Source organism: Bacillus sp. 2175, from assembly GCF_057812155.1.
The window spans coordinates 202,830-221,683 of sequence record NZ_JBSZSU010000009.1 but is presented as its reverse complement, the minus strand read 5'-3'; the positions used below and the strand labels follow the sequence as shown (position 1 = coordinate 221,683).

Genomic DNA, 18,854 nt, shown 5'->3' with positions numbered 1-18,854 from the left:
TATTTTAAATTAATTTGTAATAATTAGTTTAAATGTTATGATGATAGAGAAATATTTAGAGTTCTATGAGCAAAAAAAACAGGAAGAAATCGAAACATTAAATCGAGTTTCTTCCTATTATATATACTAACTAAAATAATGAATTTCCTATATCTATTGTGGCCAAGTTTTGACGTCTTGTACGCTCTCTTAAATAACGTTCTGTAGTCATGATAGATTCATGCCCTAAATAGTCCCTTATTTTTTTTAGTTCAATACCCTTTTCCATTAAGTAATTAGCCATGAAATGCCTACAAGTGTGAGGAGTGATTCTATCCTGTCGGTAACGCAGAAAATCTAAATTTATTTCTTCTATTTTTTTGGCCACAAGAGAAGAGAGATAGTCCGCTCGATAATTTGATCCATCAGCTTTAGGGAGAAAAGCAGAAGTACTCGATGTGTCTAGTTCTGTTGTTTGTTTACGTAAACTTCGAACATGGCATAAAGCATCCAATGTATCTTCAAAGATGCGAACTTCCCTACTTTTATTCCCTTTACCAACTACACGAAGTAGATAGGCATTTAAAGATGAATGAAAGACCAAATCTGCCCATTTAGCAGTTGCGATTTCTTCAATTCGTAGTCCTGTTGTAGTTAACAGGAAAAATGCAGTGTAAACAAAATAGTTGGATTTTTTTAGTTCATCTAAGATCTGGTTAACTTCTTCTGGATAAAGGTCACGATTGACCAGCTCTTCTTTTTTTACGGATACTTTTTTAAGGCGACTACTAAAGTTGTCTGAGAGTCCGTTGTTATCGTACACATATTTTAAAAACTGCTGAACTATTGTTTTCTTTTTACGTAATGTAGTGGCAGCATATTTCTTACTTAATTCATAGAAGTAGATTTCCATCTCATTATGGGATAATTCCTGGATGGTTCCAATTGATTCTTTTATGTAACGAAGAAAATGAGAAAGATCGTGCAGATACTGTTGTTTGGTTCGCTCACTTCTTTTTTTCGTTAAAGATGGCTCATCGTGTAAAAATAGATAAACCAATGATTCTTCGCTTAATTGCGAATAGTCAATATTACGGATACCTAAACCCATAATGTTTTCAAAATGAGAGCTATCAAAAAAATCTGATTTTGATTTTACAATTTGGTTATTATGTTCGTAATTTATAATATTCAAATTTAAACACAACCTTTTATAGAATGAAATAGTAAACAAATGTTTTCATATATATTTTTATGATTCTAATTATACCACAATAAACAGATTATTTACCGTGGTATAAACTTAAATGATTAAAATAATATTTTTACCTTAAAATTTAATGTTTCTGTTTAGAAGATATATAATGGAAATGTTAAACTCGTTTTTTTGTACATTTCAATCCAAATGCGGTAGGAGGAGATTTTTTTGACTCATCTTCGTCGAAAAATTTTACAAGAAATCCATAATTTAGAAGATACACATTGTTCAATTTGCCCTCTGAACAATCTATCAGTGAATTGTACAGATGAGCAAGAACAGGCAAAACAAAGAAACTACAAACATTGCAAAGGTTGTCCCATTTTCGATTCCATCCGAGAGAAAGGAGATCAATTGAATTCTTTGTCGAAAAAGAGTACATTTAATAAGGTACGAGAACGTTATATGGAAAATCCATTTAAATATCTGCAGTATAAGGAGTACTCAATCAAAGATGTAGTAAAAGAAACAGGTTTAACAAAGTATCAACTAAGAAAATTTAAAGAACAGCTAGAATGAAAGTTTCGGATGAGGTGAGATATGAGCTATTTATCTTTAGAAGAGGTATGCGATCGGGTAGGTTTAACAAAAAATCAATTAGGTTATTTAATTAAGTATAAACACATCGAACCTATCAATCTAGATACCTGGAAAGCAGATGGGGGATATTGCTTTGAAAAAGAGGATGTAAAAAAGCTAGAGGAATTATACAAAGATTGTTTAACATTAAAAGAAGCTGCTGAATTTCTAAACAAATCTAAGACATACGTTCATAATGCAGCAAAAGATGGGATATTGCCTTTTAAAGAGATTGCTAAAGGGAAATCTACTGAACGATTATACTTAAAATCGGATTTGGAGATTTTCAAAGAAAGAATTGAAAATAGATCAAAAGAGGAGTCGAAAGAAAAAAAGCAGCATTTAAGTTTATACCTTGATGAAAAGGTATTAGAAGCAATAAAGAAAAAGGCCGAAAAGAAAGGGTATAATGGCTACAAGAAGTTTGCTGAAGACATTTTAACCGCAGAAGTAAAAGAAGACATAGAAGAATAGAAATTCCAGAGAGAATAGACCCCTAAAAAAACAAAAAACGTTATAAGGGGTCTATTTTTGTTTTTAATAAATTTATAAACCATCAGGTCTAATTGCATTGCCTGAAACGCCAATGACGTTTACAAGCGAATTTGAGAGGTCGTTTTTTTTTTTTTTTTGTTCAGTCAAAATTGCTGTTATTACAAAAAAAGGAACTGATTATAAGAGAAAAAGTTTCACAATCTATAATATTGATATTTTTGGAAAATAAGGTATTGTTTACTTAATAGTATGAGAGGCGTTCAATAGAAGAAAGTAATTTGATATAAAACATAGAAAATACATTACGAAAAAGAAAACTTTAAATTTACATATTTATATTATAGTAAACTAACTAATATTTGATATTAGTCTACATACTAAGAAACTTCTTTTTCAAATTTAAAGCTTTAAAGCTACTATCAAAATTAAAAGGGTTAATTTAATAATATCCTAATACAGTAGGGGTTATGGTATAATGTAGATAGTAACTGAAGACGTGCGGTGGGAGGTTGCACCCTTTCTTTCTCTTAATTAAAGAGGGAAAGGAGGTGTAACCGATATGGATTTTTTACTTCAATTATTACAAGATGCTACGAAGCTATTCATTACAGTATTCGTAACAACTTATGCAACTGCTTATGCAAATAAGTTAGTTAAAAGTAATAATAAACGTAAAAGAACCACCGCGTCCGGCAAGACAAAAGGTGGTTCAAAAAGAAAATAACTAAAAACTTGCAACCAACCACCTTACAGCGGCAGTTACATATTGGACGGGATGTTTCCAGCATCCTGTCTTTTTAGTTTATGCAATTAAGTTAAGTGCTATACTTTATATACATTAAATATGCATTCAATATATATCTAATCTACAGTAAACATACCATATATTTATTTTTTGGTCAATAAACAAGCAATCATGATTTCATTCAAAGTATATGTGGAGTAAATTACAAAAGCCTAATTCTATTCACAGTATACTAAAATAATGAGATAAGTCTCCCTTATTTTAGTATACTGTGAATAGAAAGAAAATTCAGAACCGATATAGCGATGTTTATAGTATAGAATTCATTAGAAATTTATACATCATGTAAAAAGTACACATTTACGAATCATGTCTGTACCCCATGCCCATCAACTTAAGGATAGAAACTCTACGGTTTTCCATTAATTGAAATGAACAAACTTTTAAACAGTATAATCCTCTTAAAAATGAGCATACGAAATAAACCCTAACGGGTTTCATTTTTTTCTTATGCAGCTTTCTTTTGTTTTCTCAATCCATTATACTCATAGACAACACCCATAATATCAAAGATAGTTTTCTTCTCATATCGATGGGATTTCCGGCCATTTTTCTTTAGTAGGGTAAACAGGCGGATTAAAACCTTTGTTATTATACGGGTGTTTCTCTGTATCGCTTGATATAACAGGGATAGATGATCTTGAATCATCCCAATTGCTTTATATTCGCTTAGTTCTCTTTTGTGCTTTTGCAACAGAAGTTGGCGCATCTTAAACATCGTGGAAGAACATATAAAAATGGCAATGAGTTTTCCATACACATGGCATTCTAATCGCTCTTGTTTGATAGTTTGCCAATGATGAATTTGAAATAGAGATTTCCACGTTTTAAATATGATTTCGATCTGCCAGCGGAGGGAGTAAAAATCATGAATTTGTTCCATCGGAACCACTTCCCAAGGCGTATTCGTAACATATATGTTGATACCCGTTAATCGTTTACTCTTTTCTGAAAATGTAATCCCCTTTTTACTTTCGGTATAGCTTTGTTTTTTTCTACGTTCCAGTATTTGTTCCTCTGTTAATCGGTAGATAATTACTCTTGTAAATAATCTTTGATTCTTGCCAATATACGACTCTTTTATTTCATACGTTTGTCCTGGTTTTAACGTGTGCATAATGTTCTCTAAATCAACTTGGATATACTGTGACTGTTTTTTGATTGTCCCATTTCGAAAGTATTCTGGAAATGGATTTTTCGTATAGACGGTATGGTTTAACTTAAGTCTTGATATATAGCACACGCCACGTTGATCCATTTGATCTAAGTCTTCCAATGAAAAATATCCTAAATCACGAATACACAGATCACCCGGCCGTAAGGTATCTAAGCAATCTGTTCCAAATGTTTTATCATTATTTTTTCCAGGACCTACCTGGAAGTTTAAAAACTGTCCGCTGTGTAAGTCATATTCTAATTGAATCTTGATACCTGCAGTTTGTGCACAACCACCTGACCCAGGATATACATGTGCTAAATGTTTCGGTACTTGGAAAATCGTCGCATCTAAAATACGGATTCGTTGAAAATACGTGAGTGCTGCACTTGAAATGGCTGATGTTTTACAAAGTTTACTTTTCCATAATGCAGAAAAAATATATTTCAAAAATTCAACCGCTTTTTTATCAAAGCGTTTATTGAGTCCTTCTGGACTCATAAGAGTGCCTGTGGCGGCGTGTAATTGACTGCATAGTCGAACGAGAGAATCACTCGCTGTACGTTGACTGACCCAGATACATATGGTAGCTAATTCATTTCCTGAAAACTTTCGTTTTCTTTTTACAAAACCTAATTCTTTAGCGAGTTCTTCCAAAAGAGAAGGGGTTAAATGACGATACAGCTCTTCAGAAAATAGTTGTAATTCATCTTGAATTGAAAGATTCATAAAAAATGTCATCCTTTCTAGCTAGCTTTTTAGAAAGAATAACGTTTTTTGACACTTGGGGGTAGTGCAAATTCTTAAGTTGATGGGCATGTGTCTGTACCCCCCTATGAATTTTCTATACTTGTACTAGAAGTTTTATACATATAGGTGAAGGGAGGAAATTAATTGGGACAAGTACGTGTTGACCCAGATAAATTAGAATCAGCTGCAAATTCCATGTCACGAAATAGAGAGTCTATGGAAAGTATAATTCGAGAGCTTTTACAAGTCACGTTCGAATTACAGATGTCTTGGGAAGGGATGGCATATCAACGGTTTTTCGATGAATTTTTCTCAAAAAAGAGGAGTATGGATGATTTAGTTAAGCATTTACATCATACTGAACTCGAACTAAAGAAAGCTGCGAAAACATTCCGTGAAGCGGATGAGAAAGCGTTTGGGGATTTTAATCAGATGGGCAAGCTATGGGACGCCTTTCAGCGAGGAAGCGGGAAGGCTGCAGGGGACACTATTTTTGATCCATTAAAAAAAGGGTGGAACCAAACATCCGACTTTTTCGGAAACTTGGTGGATAATCCAATGGACGCATTGGAAGATGCAAAATATGGACTTACGGACTTTGTGGAGAGTTCTATTGATGATACGAAAGAGGAATTTAGAGATAAATACGAATTTATGAAAGATATGTGGAATAATCCTATTGGAACATTAAAACATGAGTTGGACGAGGAAGTCCAAGAGATGTATGCTATACGAAATGTTTTATCAGATTGGTATGTGGAGAACATAAAATATGGAGATGCAGAAAGTATCACGGAATCAGTAGCATACGGAGCGACTAATTTAGCTTTCTTTGGACTTGTCACAAGAGGTGCCAGTGCCGTAGGTAATGGTGCAAGATGGGGAAAAAATTTATCATCTATATCCAAGCTTCAGTTAGAAAATCGTTTAGAACCAGCTTTCGCTTATGGTAAGATAGATTATAAAGTTGATACTATTAAACCATCAGATACATATATGTTTGCAAAAACTTCAAGTGCGGTAAAAAGAAAGACCCCAGGTACAGTGACCTCAAGTTTTAACCTCGAACGAAGTTTAGGTACCCAAAAGAAGTTAATGTATAATGATGGTGCTATTGGTATTATTCCGCAAGAAGTTCGAGAAAAATTAGTAGGAAGAGAATTCAAATCTTTTGACGATTTTAGAGAAGAATTTTGGAAAACACTTTCTGATTCGAGCTATGCTAAAGAATTTAGTCCTATGAATATAAAACTTATGAAGCAGGGTAAGGCACCTTACTCACCACGAGCAGAACATTATGGGAACCATAATAAATATATACTACATCATAAACAGCCTATTGATAAAGGTGGAGATGTCTATAATCTTGATAATCTAATAATTGTATCTCCTAAAATGCATCAAAACGTTTTAGATCCCGCATACCATTTCGGGACCAAAGGGCTATAAATTAAACGGAAGGATGAAAAATATGACATGTAAAATGACGAAAACAGAACTGCTTGAGCTTGTAAAAAAAATTTATGATCTTGATTTACCTGAAGATGAACACAGTAACTATGTTCATCAATTTAATAACTCTGCTGTACCTCACCCTGCTCCAAGTGATTTAATTTTTTGGAATGATGAAGAATTGACTCCTGAAGAAGTAGTAGAAATAGCATGGAATTACAAAGAAGAAAAAAAATAGGATAAGATGTAAAATAACTATGAGTTAAAATGTTCAAAAATAAAAAACGGCCTAGAATTCTAGACCGTTTTTTTTATGATTTACTAATTTTCCAACCTTCTTCAGTTTTCTCTAATTCAATTACGATTACTTTTTTATAATCGTTTTTAGAATCTTTTTTATACACAGCATCAACAGTTACTGTAGCGATTTCGTTTTTCTCTTCAACTTTTCTAATCTTATAGCTTTTAAGATCTTCATTAATTGATTTCATTAATTCTGCATTTCCGCCAATAAAACCAACTATTTTTTTTGCTTCTGGTGTAAATAACTTTCCAAAATCTTTTGCATTTCCGTCTTTAGCATCTTCAAAATATGCTGTAGCAACTTCTTCAGGATCACGATTATCTCCACATGCTGCAAGTGCTGTAACTGATAAAGCCATTACCACCATTAACATGATCATACGCGTAAACTTGTTCTTCATTCAAACCGCTCCTCGTATAGTATGTTTAAACTTAATTTTTTTACTTTCATGAGAGACCTGTAAAATAACTCTTGGACGTCTCAAGATATTTCTAGATAATGGTCTTAGGATCATTTGGGACAATTCTTACCGCTCCTGTGGACTTACCACATAATTAAGAGTGTTTCTCAGTGAACGTGCGGGACTCCCTACTCGCAGGCTGAGCAGCCTGACCCTCGAACCTAGATGTTAGTAGCTCTAGGGCGGCTTTCGATTCAGGACTAGCTCTCATACACGAGGTTGTTGGTCGGCGTGCACACTAGAGATATCTCGAGACGTCCGAGGAATGATTCTAAATAGAAGGGAGGTCTCTTACATGAGATTATTTGTTGGTTTAGATGTAAGTTCGTTTGATATAAAAGCTTGTATTTTAAATGGTGAAGGGAAAAAGCTAGATTCCTTTTCGGTCAACAACGACTTGCCAGGTGCCACAGCGCTCAAAGAGCGAGTGTTACAGTGTATAGCCAACCAAGAAATTGAAACTTTTAAAATCGGTCTAGAATCCACATCTGTTTATAGTTTTCATCCATCTATGTTTCTTCATTATGATGAAGACTTACAACGGTTTGGGGCAAAGGTATTTCTGATGAATCCAAAACAAATTGCAAATTTCAAGAAAAGCTATTCTGACATGGATAAAACAGATGAGATTGATGCCTTTGTCATCGCTGATTACTTACGATTTGGACGGAATCAAATGTCCATCGTAAAAGAAAGTCAGTATGTGGCACTCCAGCAATTAACAAGATCTCGTTATCAGCTCGTTAGAATGTTGACAAAGGAAAAACAACATTTTCTCCAACACCTAAGTTATAAATGTAATACGTTCTCACAAGAAGTGGATTCTTCTATCTTTGGCAACGCCATGATGGAACTGTTTCTTGAAAAATTCAGTCTAGAAGAATTAGCTGACATGCCTTTAGAGGAACTCGCTGAGTTCCTACAAAAGAAAGGGAAAAACCGATTCGGTGACCCAAAATGTATCGCATCGACCATTCAAAAGGCTGTTCGCTCTTCCTATCGTTTGGATAAGGTCGTAGAAGACTCAATCGATGTTCTTCTAGGAACATCAATTGCGGTGATTCGTACCTATCAACAGCAAATCAAAGAACTAGAAAAATCCATTAAGCGAATCATGGCTGGATTAACGCAAACACTTGAGTCCATTCCTGGAATTGGTCCTGTATTCGCCGCCGGTATTATCGCTGAGATTGGTCAAATCGAAAGATTTGATGATGAAACCAAGGTAGCAAAATATGCCGGATTATATTGGCGTACGCACCAGTCTGGTCGATTCACCGCAGAAAACACTTCGTTATCCCGTAATGGAAATCATTACTTGCGGTATTACTTAGTTGAAGCCGCCAACTCAGTAAGAAGGCACGTATCTGATTATCAAGAATATTACGTAAAAAAATATAATGAAGTACCAAAACATCAACACAAACGTGCACTCGTTCTAACCGCAAGAAAACTTGTGCGATTGGTGGATGCGCTACTACGTAGTCACCAACTCTTTACGCCAGAAAGGTGCGTGAAAGTGTGACATAAAACTTGTCATCGCTACCTTTCAATTAATTTCCAGTAAATTACATACGTTACTGGTTTAGTTTCGTGATGTCTTTTTTTAGTAAATAGGCCTTTGATAACTAAAAATTCTTTTGTTTTTCAGTTGACATACTACCGCAGGTCTTATATAAATTAATTTCAACTCGTAAAAAGAGCTAAATTACTTGTATAAGTATATAATATTTAAAACTATAAAACTATATATTTTTAGATATTATTTTTATGATATTAAGGTCGTAAAAACGAAAAAGAGTAGGGTAAATATACCTATTATTATAGTATTGATTTCCGTTATATACATTAGTATAATAATAACGTCAGAGCATGCTCTGAACAGTCAGCGTTATAGGGGTATAACAGACAACATTCATTTTTCAAATCATAAAATCGGATTCACTTATATGAAAGGTAAGAACCCTCCTACAATTAGGAGGGTTCTTATTTTTTCTAGAATATAGCTGAATTATTATGTGTTTTTTGATATTGAAATATTACAATGAATAGCCTAAAAGAGCCTCGACTTTTTTTGTATAACTCAAATTCTCATGTATGAATTATTGGCATCTGTTAATAATGCTAGTATTCAAATCCATTATAAATATAGGCACTATCTATGAAAAGCTCAATATTTCTCTTATAATATAAATATCATCTTATAAAACACTACCAATATTACATGTGAAATCATGTGAAAAAGGAGGATTCTCATGAATGATATATCCTTGAAAATAAACAACACTCAAAACCCTCATAATGTAGCTATTAAAAACATTTCTTCCGTATTTAAAAAAGAATGGCTTACAAGTTATGATTACCAAAAACAGAAACCTATTCACTATCAAAGTCAACAAGCACCAGGGCATCTCTTTACCTCACAAACTATAAAACCAATTCTTTATCTAACAAAATTAACTCACGCTGCTTTATATGAAGATCACAACCTAGTATCCTCTTTTCTTAAAAAAGGTGATACAGCTTGGAAAGAAGTTTTAAAATACAACCAAAACGGTGGTTTATGTATTTACGCAAGTGTTTTACTTTACTATTTGTTATTGGAATCCAATGAAATATCTAAGAATAGATTATCCTTTATGCAAGGCTATTATCATCATGAATTCCATGATCAACATATCCTTAAAAACATGTATCAAAACGGAGCCTTCGGACTTCATTCTTATATTCTCTTTGAAGATTACGTAATTGACACTACTATCCATCAAGTCGCTTTTAATTTTTATCCTGGTGAACACAAAGAGTTTAATTTTATCGGTGAAACCACCGGTGGCATTAACCTATACGGCTTTAAAGAAACAAATAGAACTGTATATAAATATGCAAAAAAGTTTGCTAAAAATTCTAATATGACAACTGAAGAGTGGATTAAATATCACCAATCTAAAATGAATGAATACATTTCAACTCAAATTTCACTCCTAAATAACAAAAAGGACTCTTAATTAATTTAAAGAGTCCTTTTCCTCAAAATATACATTATAAGTCTAGTTAATATGTCCTTGTACACTTTCTAAGATAGGTGTAAAAAGACATGAAAGTAGTAACTTATTTCATAGTTTAAAATGCTGAATTATCAACGGGGGGAGTTCATTTAGTACCCATTTTCTTGTCCGCATATTGAGACAAGAGAATGGGTACTTTTTTAAACAGAGACACCAAAGTGGATACTTTTTAAAAATAGAAAAAACAGGAAAATATTTTTTTGATTTATAAATAAAAATATTAAGATTTAATGATTTTTGAATAAGAAATTTTTAGTCTCTTTAAGATGAATAAAATGATAAATCATATCTAAATCATTAAAATGGACACTAGAATCTTTTCCTTCTTTTTCTGCTTCTGTTATAAGATTATTAATATATACTTCATATTTGGAATCTAGCAATTGACTAGGTACTAGCGAGTCTGAAATTGAACTTAGTTCTTTTTTATAACTATTAATTATATTAGACAAATCGAAAACTCCTTCCTCGTAAAGCTAAATATAGCATGATGTTTCCATAGATATCTTTTAAGAAATGAGTAGCTAATAAAATTAAATTTTAATAGGGAAAATATGTAACCTTAAAAAGAGAAAGAGTATAATTGATTAATAAATAAATGTATATAAAAAAACAATTGGAGGTACATATGATGGAATATAGAAAAAATATGGATTGGTTAATACAAACCATAAAAAGGGACCTGATATTTGAATATGAAGACTTATATAACCCTACGCGTAATGATGAATGTCCTTGCGGATCAGGGTTAAAATATAAGAAGTGTCATATGAATTCGCAGATAAAGTGGCGAAAAGTTGATGGTATGTTTCATGACGGTAAAACCCTATATGAAAATATAGAGTTGAAGAAAGGGTTATTAAATACCATGCTAGATATAGTATTGTATTTAAAAGAGAACATTAGAATTAGCGAAGAGAAAGGTCTAGAATTAATAGGTGATTTATTTAAATCACTTGATGAAGTATTTAAGCAACTGCAAAAAAATGCTCCTTGTAGAAAAGGATGTATAGCCTGCTGTTTTCAACCAATTAATTTAGCAACAATTGAGGAAAGTAAGATAAGAAATAAGCTTACAAAAGATATAGAGAAAAATATTAATAAGAATCATCAAGAAACGAAAAAGAGAAGAAAAATTCCTATGTCTCAAATTAATAAAAATAGTAGTAGAGCGAAATATGCTGAACCATGCCCTATGCTGGATGTAGAAAATAAAAAATGCACTGTATATGATGATAGACCATTTACATGTAGGACGTATTTTGTGGCAAATTCACCAGATTTATGCAATATGTATGATGGCAAGGTAACGATTTATAAAAATCAAGGATACCAAGAGTTGGTGGAAATTGTAATTTCTTTAATAGATGAAACAGTATTTGGTTGTTTTGAACTCAAGACATTACATGAAACTTTTTATAAAAAAAAGACATTCTTTAATAAACTGAAATTAATTTTTTAATAAAAGGAAAAAATTACCATTAAAATATCACATGACAATTAATATAATGTGCAATATCAAGTAGTATTGGAGGTGATTATTACATGATGATGGATCTATTATCAAATCAGACAGTATTGTTTAGAATTGCAATTGGAATCAAGGAAAAAAATTACATACCAGTAGGTATTTACATAGATGGATCTGTGAAGGAATTAAAAATGAGTGACCTTACTGAAAAATTATATATAATTATAACGAATTATTAAAATATATTAATTTAATTATTTTTTACTAAAAAGAAATGATAGCATATAAAAATTCAAACAATATAAAAAGGGAAGAGTGATTTCTTCCCTTTAAGTTAGTATTTATTTTGTGTACATTAGTTTTCAACCACCATGATCTCCATGTTCCATCATCATAATAACAGGTGTCACAGATTCATTGTTACCCTTGTCAGAGGAAATGCCTGTTGTCAAAGTTAAGGCCGTTAAAACACCCATTAATCCTAATACTAGTTTTTTCATTTTAAGGACTCCCTTTCTTTGATTTTTTGTCGTGTCTTCGAGGCTAGATAGAAGTATTCACTTGATTTAATGTGGCTTCCTTCTTCATAGAATTTAATAGCCAGATACTCTTGGCTTTCTTCTATGTATTCATATAGTGATTCGCCTTCAAAGTAAGATATTCCTTCAAGTGCAGTCTTTTCCAAATCCTCTCCAGAGACATTGGAGATAAGACATTTTAAAATAGCAAATAGGTGTTTATATTCGCTATTTCCTAATTCAACACAAATACTATACCCTTTATCAGCTAAATCTTTTGCAATATCAAGTTCATCTAACTTGTAATGCTCTCTAGCTTGCAGGAATAAAGCTTTATGGTGTCTAGGATTATAAGTAGTCACTTCTGATAAATATCTGATTGCTAATGGAGATAAGTTCTGACTAGAATACATATATCCTAAGTTATGTCTAACCATTAGGGCATACTTTTCTTCATCAAGCTTCTTGAAAATATCCATAGCTTTAATAAGATGTTCTTCTGATAAAGCCCATTCTCTTAGCTTTGTACACGCAGTTCCAAGAAGGTTCTCGCAGAATCCAACGTTTCGTTCGTAACTTTCATGTTTCTCAAAAATCTCTTTTGCCTTTGCAGTATATTTAACCGAGTTAAGTGCTTCGTATATGTCATAATGGAAAGCACCTAATTTGTAGTAAAACTCAGCTTTTTCAATCTCATCTGGGACTAATTCGAGAAGAGATTCAGCCTTGTCAAAATGCTCTTTTGCAATTGTGTAGTTACCAATACCAGAAGCATGAATAGCTTTAAAGAAATGGTAGTAATAAGTTAAAAAGTTGTTTGTTGGAATCTCAAACGCTTCAACCTTATCAAAGCTACTTGCAGAGACACCTAAATTATCTACAATGTATTGGAAGCGGAAGTCTAGAAGGGAATAATATAATAGTAGGTTTTGATCTTCTGTTATGTTATTAATCTTCTTATCAATCTCTTCCTTTAACCTATGCGCTTGACCAATCCTTCTTGCACGGATTTCTATATACCATTCATTTAAAAGTTGTGTAATCTTCTCGTTCCCCTTAACTGAAACGTTCATAGTATCCTCCTCATCCCATCTATATGTTATATCTTAATAAATATCATAACAGAAATTAGATAAGACTAAATCCATCATATACCATTTCTCAAATAAATACAGAAAATTCAGTTAATTAAAGACTCAATAAAAGTATAGCATAAAAAAATAATACTTACATAATTTAAATGTTTTATATGATTTAGCAAATTTTTAGACCGCCCACTTTCAGGATTTTTACTATTTTCTAAAATAGCAAGTGTAGTTTAACTCGCGAGCTTAAAACTATTCGTTAAATAGAAATTTAACGAGCAGTTGACAATAGAAATACCATTAAAAACTACTATAAAACAAGGGTAATTATTTTGAAGTCAGTAACTTTATCATTAACACCAACTACTTTTGTTGTAACAGGAGATACAAAGGGAGAAATGCTTGCGAATGCAAAGAAAGCATTCGTTGAGCAAGTATCAAAAAATCTTTTCCCCCACATTAAATATTCTATTAATGACGCAGATGCATTAACTATGGAAACAAGTTTCCCTGGGTTACTTGTAGAAACAGAAGAAGGCTTGAAAGGAATTGTTACAGCAGTTCATAGAAAGACACCATAGATGTCATTTTAGCGGGCCATCTAGACGCAAATGGTGAACCACAGGCGTTTATAAAATCAAACGCAACTTTGAAGAGGCTAGAAGTATTCGATGTGAATCTTCGAAGCCAAATTAGGAAGAAGGCGACAGTAGGTATTTGAAAACCGAAGAAGGGTTCAAACCCGTAGTTGTTGGAAAAACAACTACACAAAAAACAATACTACATATTATTGGAGCTAATGAATCAGTAACACTAACACCAATAGAATTAATGCTTAATTTAAAAGATAATAATACAATTATACAGGTTAGGAGCAAGGAGATATGGGGACTAAACGACAAAATCTCAAATTATTGGAGATTCTAAGACTATGACGATTCAGTATAACTATGTTAAATCTACAGGGTATGGTCATTCATGTCCTTTTATGTACAAAGACATGAAAGTAGGAACTAATTTTATAGTGTAAAATCCTGAATTATCTATAGAAAAAGTTCATTTAGTACCCATTTTTCTGTCCGCATATCGAGACAAGAGAATGGGTACTTTTTTAAACGGAGACACCAAAGTGGATACTTTGTAAAATTGGTGCTACCCCTTAAATGTAATGAATTTTATTCAGGGAATAATTACCTTTGATATCCTAAGCTAGTTTATCTATAGTATAAATGGGTATATTGATGACATTAGTATTTTTATACTGCATTAATTCAAAGTGATAAAATTTCTTTGTGTTTTTTTAATTACTAAAAACATTTAAAAAACTTCACGACAAACACATTTTAGCTCCACTCATCGCACAAGTTAAAATTATATAATTAATTTATAGTAAAACAAACTAATAATTTTAATATAATAATATTAAGAATATACATTTATTGATTATAATAAAATATAAATTGAATGCGAGGTTGTATTATGAACAAATTTAATAATGATAATATACCAGGTTTAGTTTCTGAAGAAAACGTTGAACTATTAAAAGTTATGGCTCATCCAATACGTCTACAAATTGTTAGTGAATTGGCTAAGAGCAAGAAATTAAATGTAACACAATTAACTAATATTTTGGATATTCCACAATCAACAGTATCGCAACATTTATCCAAAATGAAAGGGAAAGCACTGAAAGCTGAAAGAAAAGGGTTAGAGATTTACTATCATATTCAAAACTCCAAAGCTGATAAAATCATACAAATACTAGGTCATGCTAATTAAATTGAAAAAATAGGTGGATGTACACCCAAACAGGGATTACTATTCACCTATTTTTTATTTTATAAAAAACATAAAAACGTTATAGTAAAATTTCTATAATTATAGTCCTTGTTTAACGTATTAAAGATTTTAAAGCGTATGTTATAGAATGTAACGCATCGTAAAAACTTTACAACATATTCATAACAACCACGGTACCCTTTCTCGTTAAAACAAGAAAATAGTAACGTGTTTTTACCTCATAAATAGTCTAAATCCTTAAGTTGATGGATGTGGGGTGGTACCCCATGCCCATCAACTTAAGAAATCAATCACCCTCCAAAAACGAAAAAATGGACTAAATTCCCATGAGCACCTATGAAAAGATAAAATTATCGCTTTGGGTTCAATTCATAATGTTAGATTGATGGACATATATGGTGACATCTTTTATCTGTTATTCTAAATACAATTGTATTAGTAACATATGTATACTCTCAGCAAAACTTAATAGATATATCTAAGCTTATTATCGATAGCATGTACTAGCTATATGATGAATAGATTTTTAAGGAGGGGGAGGATACATGTCAAATAAAAGTGAAAAGTATTCAAAATGGTTAGATTCATATGATTTTTTATCTGCTGGAGCATTTGATCCTAGCCTTGTAGGACCTACCTTATCACCGATTCCACCATTTACATTACCAACAGGTCCTACGGGAGTAACTGGACCTACCGGGGATACTGGTCCTACGGGAGTTACTGGTCCTACGGGAGTTACTGGACCTACCGGAGATACCGGAGCAACTGGACCTACCGGAGCAACTGGACCTACCGGAGATCCTGGACCTACCGGAGATACTGGACCTACCGGAGCAACTGGACCTACCGGAGTTACTGGACCTACCGGAGATACTGGACCTACCGGAGATACTGGACCTACCGGAGATACTGGACCTACCGGAGATACTGGACCTACCGGAGCAACTGGACCTACGGGGGATACTGGACCTACCGGGGATACTGGACCTACCGGAGTTACTGGACCTACCGGGGATACTGGACCTACCGGGGATACTGGACCTACTGGAGTTACCGGAGCAACAGGAGAGACTGAAGGTTGTCTGTGTGATTGCTGTGTTTTACCAATGCAGAATGTTTTACAACAACTTATTGGAGAAACTGTGCTTCTTGGCACTATTGCAGACGCGCCAAACGTCCCCCCTCTTTTCTTTTTATTTACTATTACTTCCGTAAGTGATTTTTTAGTTACAGTTACAGATGGTACCACATCCTTTGTGGTCAATATTTCTGATGTAACAGGGGTAGGTTTTTTACCGCCAGGACCATCTATAACATTACTTCCACCTGTAGATTTAGGATGCGAATGTGATTGTCGTGAACGACCAATTAGGGAATTACTAGATACGCTTATTGGTTCTACAGTGAATCTTTTAGCAAATACTGGTTCTACTGCAGCAGATTTTAATGTGGAACAAACAGGTCTTGGTATAGTGCTAGGTACTTTACCTATAAGTCCAAATACAATCGTTAGGTTTGCTATTTCAACTTGCAAAATTACAGCTGTGAATATTCTCTAAAATTTAGATTTCTTAGGAGAATATAAGTTTGAGGGAGTGCACATTCCTTACGTCCTTTAAAGATTAAAGAGCCAATTTACCCTTAACGGGGAAAGTCCGGCTCTTTTCTTATTCAAATTTGCTTAGCGTATATTTTCGTTAAAATGTAGGCGGTATGCCAGATTTAAAAGACTGAATTCAGTCTTTTTTTGTTTTAGGGGTATTAATTTTTTCTTAGCTTGATGGACATGTGGTGGTACCCCCACAATAGAAGGATGCACTTCAGTAAAGGGGAAATTCTAAGTAAAAAAATTCTTCGTCAAACACCTATTTTTAAACTTTTTATTAAAAGTCCTTTACATACCATAGAGGGGTATAGTATTGTGAAATTATGGAGGTGAGGAAATTTCGATGATTTCAGAAAATCTTAATAAAATTGTTGAAATCGATCAATGCTGCTCATAAGACGGTATAAGAAAAAGCCGCCATTCAGATAAAGTAAAGAATAACTTAACGATTAGTTCAGAAGTTAATAAGTCATATATTGAAAGGAATGAAAAATTATGAGTTTGGAAGCTTTAAATGAACAAGTAAAAAGGGATCTTTCTTATCTTGCATTTGGGGGAGAGGATTGGGTATGCCCAACCCACCATCCTGAGGGGCATGTCTACGATACAGTTATTATAGGAGGCGGCCAGTGTGGCTTAGGTGTGGCCTTTGGACTTTTGCGTGAAAGAATATCTAATATCCTTATCATCGACGAAAACGTTGAAGGATATGAAGGGCCATGGGTAACTTACGCTCGTATGATGACATTGCGTACGCCTAAACATTTGATATCCATTGATCTTGGAGTGCCTTCTCTGACTTTTCGCTCCTGGTGGGAAGCGCAATTTGGACCAAAAAGTTGGGAGGACATCGATAAGATTCCACGGAACGATTGGATGAACTATCTACGTTGGTATCGAAAGGTTCTTAATTTACCTGTTTTTAATGAGGTAAAGATGAAGCTTATTGAGCCTGCAGGGGAAGATGTTTATCGACTGCATATTGAAGGAGCAGGAGCATCTTCTAATACATTACTGGCCCGCAAGGTTATCTTAGCCACTGGTATTCAAGGTGGAGGGGAATGGCACGTACCATCTATGATTTCCGAAACATTACCTCGTCACCTCTATGCACACACCTCAGAAGACATTGACTTTGAGGCCCTTAAAGACAAGAAGGTGGCAATTTTAGGCGGTGGGGCCTCAGCTTTTGATAATGCCAATTTTGCATTATCTGAAGGTGTGGGTTCAGCTCATGTGTTTGTTCGCCGCACGGAGATGCCACGCATTAACCCAATGCGACAAATGGGGGTGTCAGGTCTAATTGAACGTTTTAATGTTCTATCTGATGCTGATAAATATTCCGTTATGGCCCATTACTTTAAGCATCAACCCCCTACAAATGACACATTTGAACGTGCAGTTTCACATCCCGGCTTTAAATTACACTTAGGTGCACCATGGCTTGAGGTGCACCATGGCTTGAGGTACAGCATGAAGCTGAGAAGGCTGTTGTCACTACTCCACAAGGTAATTTTACTTTTGATTTTCTAATCATTTCCACTGGTCTTGTGACTGATCATTCTTTACGTCCAGAGCTAAAGCTTTTCGAACGCCATATTGCACGTTGGGACGACTATTATAATGCACCTGCTGATATCGCCAACCGTAAGCTTGATGCATATCCTTACCTTGGCCCTGGCTTTACTTTCACATGCCGGGACAAAAAGGATACAAAGCTTCTTCATGGACTTTTTGCTTTTAACTATTCAGCTGTAGTTAGCTGTGGTATCTCAGCCTCTTCGCTTCCGGGAATGAGATATGGGATACCTAGACTAGTTTCAGCTGTGGCAGACCAGCTGTTCTCTGATAATCGTGAGGAGATTCTGAAAAACTTCTATTCTTATAATGAGGCTGAATTTGTTGGAGAATGGACAAATAGGGGTTCTGAGGTAAGATAATTTTTTCGATATGGATAAGGATAAATAAAAGGGTGCAGATATCTTCCCTTAACATAGGCTAGAATCTATTGGTGGAGGAGCGTTCAAGCCTAATTCGAAATATAGACTTAGTTTACTATTCAACTATT

General features: G+C 33.7%; 19 protein-coding genes and 1 pseudogene. 14 read left to right on the top strand and 6 right to left on the bottom strand.

The window, feature by feature from the left end; all coding sequences use genetic code 11:
* Positions 1-130: 130 nt before the first annotated feature.
* Positions 131-1,174: a tyrosine-type recombinase/integrase gene (locus ACXKY9_RS29975; RefSeq protein WP_001021539.1), complete on the bottom strand. Its 1,044-nt coding sequence runs from the start codon at positions 1,172-1,174 to the stop codon at positions 131-133.
* 231 nt (positions 1,175-1,405) lie between these two features.
* Here ACXKY9_RS29975 and ACXKY9_RS29970 point away from each other — a divergent pair, with 231 nt between their 5' ends.
* From ACXKY9_RS29970 to ACXKY9_RS29960, 3 genes are all read left to right on the top strand, one after another.
* On the top strand, positions 1,406-1,756 hold the full coding sequence (locus ACXKY9_RS29970) for a zinc-finger domain-containing protein (RefSeq protein ID WP_000149389.1): 351 nt from the start codon (positions 1,406-1,408) through the stop codon (positions 1,754-1,756).
* 21 nt (positions 1,757-1,777) lie between these two features.
* Entirely contained in the window at positions 1,778-2,290 is a 513-nt protein-coding gene (locus ACXKY9_RS29965) for a helix-turn-helix domain-containing protein (protein WP_000121085.1), read from the top strand.
* 580 nt (positions 2,291-2,870) lie between these two features.
* The gene (locus tag ACXKY9_RS29960) at positions 2,871-3,035 is read left to right on the top strand and encodes a hypothetical protein (RefSeq protein ID WP_000346798.1); all 165 of its coding nucleotides are present in this window, start codon (positions 2,871-2,873) and stop codon (positions 3,033-3,035) included.
* Positions 3,036-3,564: 529 nt separating this feature from the next.
* On the opposite strand, the gene ACXKY9_RS29955 is transcribed toward ACXKY9_RS29960, so the two are convergent.
* Positions 3,565-5,001 carry an IS4-like element IS231C family transposase gene (locus ACXKY9_RS29955; RefSeq protein WP_001053969.1) on the bottom strand — a complete coding sequence of 479 codons (1,437 nt, stop codon included), beginning with the start codon at positions 4,999-5,001 and terminating at the stop codon, positions 3,565-3,567.
* A 165-nt stretch (positions 5,002-5,166) separates the two neighbouring features.
* Here ACXKY9_RS29955 and ACXKY9_RS29950 point away from each other — a divergent pair, with 165 nt between their 5' ends.
* Together ACXKY9_RS29950 and ACXKY9_RS29945 are read left to right on the top strand one after the other, a co-directional pair.
* Complete coding sequence (locus tag ACXKY9_RS29950; protein ID WP_000532004.1) at positions 5,167-6,471, top strand: WXG100 family type VII secretion target; 1,305 nt, start codon at positions 5,167-5,169, stop codon at positions 6,469-6,471.
* A 22-nt stretch (positions 6,472-6,493) separates the two neighbouring features.
* Positions 6,494-6,712: a bacteriocin immunity protein gene (locus ACXKY9_RS29945; protein ID WP_000128275.1), complete on the top strand. Its 219-nt coding sequence runs from the start codon at positions 6,494-6,496 to the stop codon at positions 6,710-6,712.
* A 73-nt stretch (positions 6,713-6,785) separates the two neighbouring features.
* Here ACXKY9_RS29945 and ACXKY9_RS29940 read toward each other — a convergent pair whose 3' ends face one another.
* Positions 6,786-7,178 carry a nuclear transport factor 2 family protein gene (locus tag ACXKY9_RS29940; protein ID WP_000790837.1) on the bottom strand — a complete coding sequence of 131 codons (393 nt, stop codon included), beginning with the start codon at positions 7,176-7,178 and terminating at the stop codon, positions 6,786-6,788.
* 355 nt (positions 7,179-7,533) lie between these two features.
* On the opposite strand from ACXKY9_RS29940, the gene ACXKY9_RS29935 reads away from it, so the two are divergent.
* Together ACXKY9_RS29935 and ACXKY9_RS29930 are read left to right on the top strand one after the other, a co-directional pair.
* Positions 7,534-8,763, top strand: coding sequence for an IS110-like element ISBth166 family transposase (locus ACXKY9_RS29935; protein ID WP_001236345.1), 1,230 nt, complete (start codon positions 7,534-7,536; stop codon positions 8,761-8,763).
* Positions 8,764-9,493: 730 nt separating this feature from the next.
* Positions 9,494-10,243: a hypothetical protein gene (locus ACXKY9_RS29930; RefSeq protein WP_000997955.1), complete on the top strand. Its 750-nt coding sequence runs from the start codon at positions 9,494-9,496 to the stop codon at positions 10,241-10,243.
* Between the two features lie 287 nt (positions 10,244-10,530).
* Here the strand turns inward: ACXKY9_RS29930 and ACXKY9_RS29925 are convergent, their stop codons facing one another.
* Positions 10,531-10,755 carry a hypothetical protein gene (locus ACXKY9_RS29925; protein ID WP_000065268.1) on the bottom strand — a complete coding sequence of 75 codons (225 nt, stop codon included), beginning with the start codon at positions 10,753-10,755 and terminating at the stop codon, positions 10,531-10,533.
* A gap of 179 nt (positions 10,756-10,934) precedes the next feature.
* Between ACXKY9_RS29925 and ACXKY9_RS29920 the strand changes: the two genes are divergently transcribed.
* Entirely contained in the window at positions 10,935-11,765 is an 831-nt protein-coding gene (locus ACXKY9_RS29920) for an SEC-C motif-containing protein (protein ID WP_033679476.1), read from the top strand.
* A gap of 83 nt (positions 11,766-11,848) precedes the next feature.
* A complete protein-coding gene (locus ACXKY9_RS29915) occupies positions 11,849-12,013 on the top strand; it encodes a hypothetical protein (protein ID WP_014481861.1) in 165 nt (54 codons plus the stop codon).
* Positions 12,014-12,136: 123 nt separating this feature from the next.
* On the opposite strand, the gene ACXKY9_RS29910 is transcribed toward ACXKY9_RS29915, so the two are convergent.
* Entirely contained in the window at positions 12,137-12,274 is a 138-nt protein-coding gene (locus tag ACXKY9_RS29910; protein ID WP_000737575.1) for a hypothetical protein, read from the bottom strand.
* Positions 12,271-13,365 (bottom strand): Rap family tetratricopeptide repeat protein, encoded by a 1,095-nt coding sequence (locus ACXKY9_RS29905; RefSeq protein ID WP_001103226.1) that lies wholly within the window; start codon positions 13,363-13,365, stop codon positions 12,271-12,273. Before ACXKY9_RS29905 ends, ACXKY9_RS29910 begins: the two co-directional genes overlap by 4 nt.
* Before the next feature lie 344 nt (positions 13,366-13,709).
* On the opposite strand from ACXKY9_RS29905, the gene ACXKY9_RS29900 reads away from it, so the two are divergent.
* From ACXKY9_RS29900 to ACXKY9_RS29880, 5 genes and pseudogenes are all read left to right on the top strand, one after another.
* A complete protein-coding gene (locus tag ACXKY9_RS29900; protein WP_000844156.1) occupies positions 13,710-13,958 on the top strand; it encodes a hypothetical protein in 249 nt (82 codons plus the stop codon).
* Between the two features lie 136 nt (positions 13,959-14,094).
* Positions 14,095-14,304: a hypothetical protein gene (locus tag ACXKY9_RS29895; RefSeq protein WP_000845491.1), complete on the top strand. Its 210-nt coding sequence runs from the start codon at positions 14,095-14,097 to the stop codon at positions 14,302-14,304.
* Between the two features lie 552 nt (positions 14,305-14,856).
* Entirely contained in the window at positions 14,857-15,156 is a 300-nt protein-coding gene (locus ACXKY9_RS29890; RefSeq protein WP_001032039.1) for an ArsR/SmtB family transcription factor, read from the top strand.
* Positions 15,157-15,722: 566 nt separating this feature from the next.
* On the top strand, positions 15,723-16,739 hold the full coding sequence (locus ACXKY9_RS29885) for an exosporium leader peptide-containing protein (RefSeq protein WP_016099974.1): 1,017 nt from the start codon (positions 15,723-15,725) through the stop codon (positions 16,737-16,739).
* 542 nt (positions 16,740-17,281) lie between these two features.
* Positions 17,282-18,726, top strand: a pseudogene (locus ACXKY9_RS29880) (NAD(P)-binding domain-containing protein).
* Positions 18,727-18,854 lie beyond the last annotated feature (128 nt).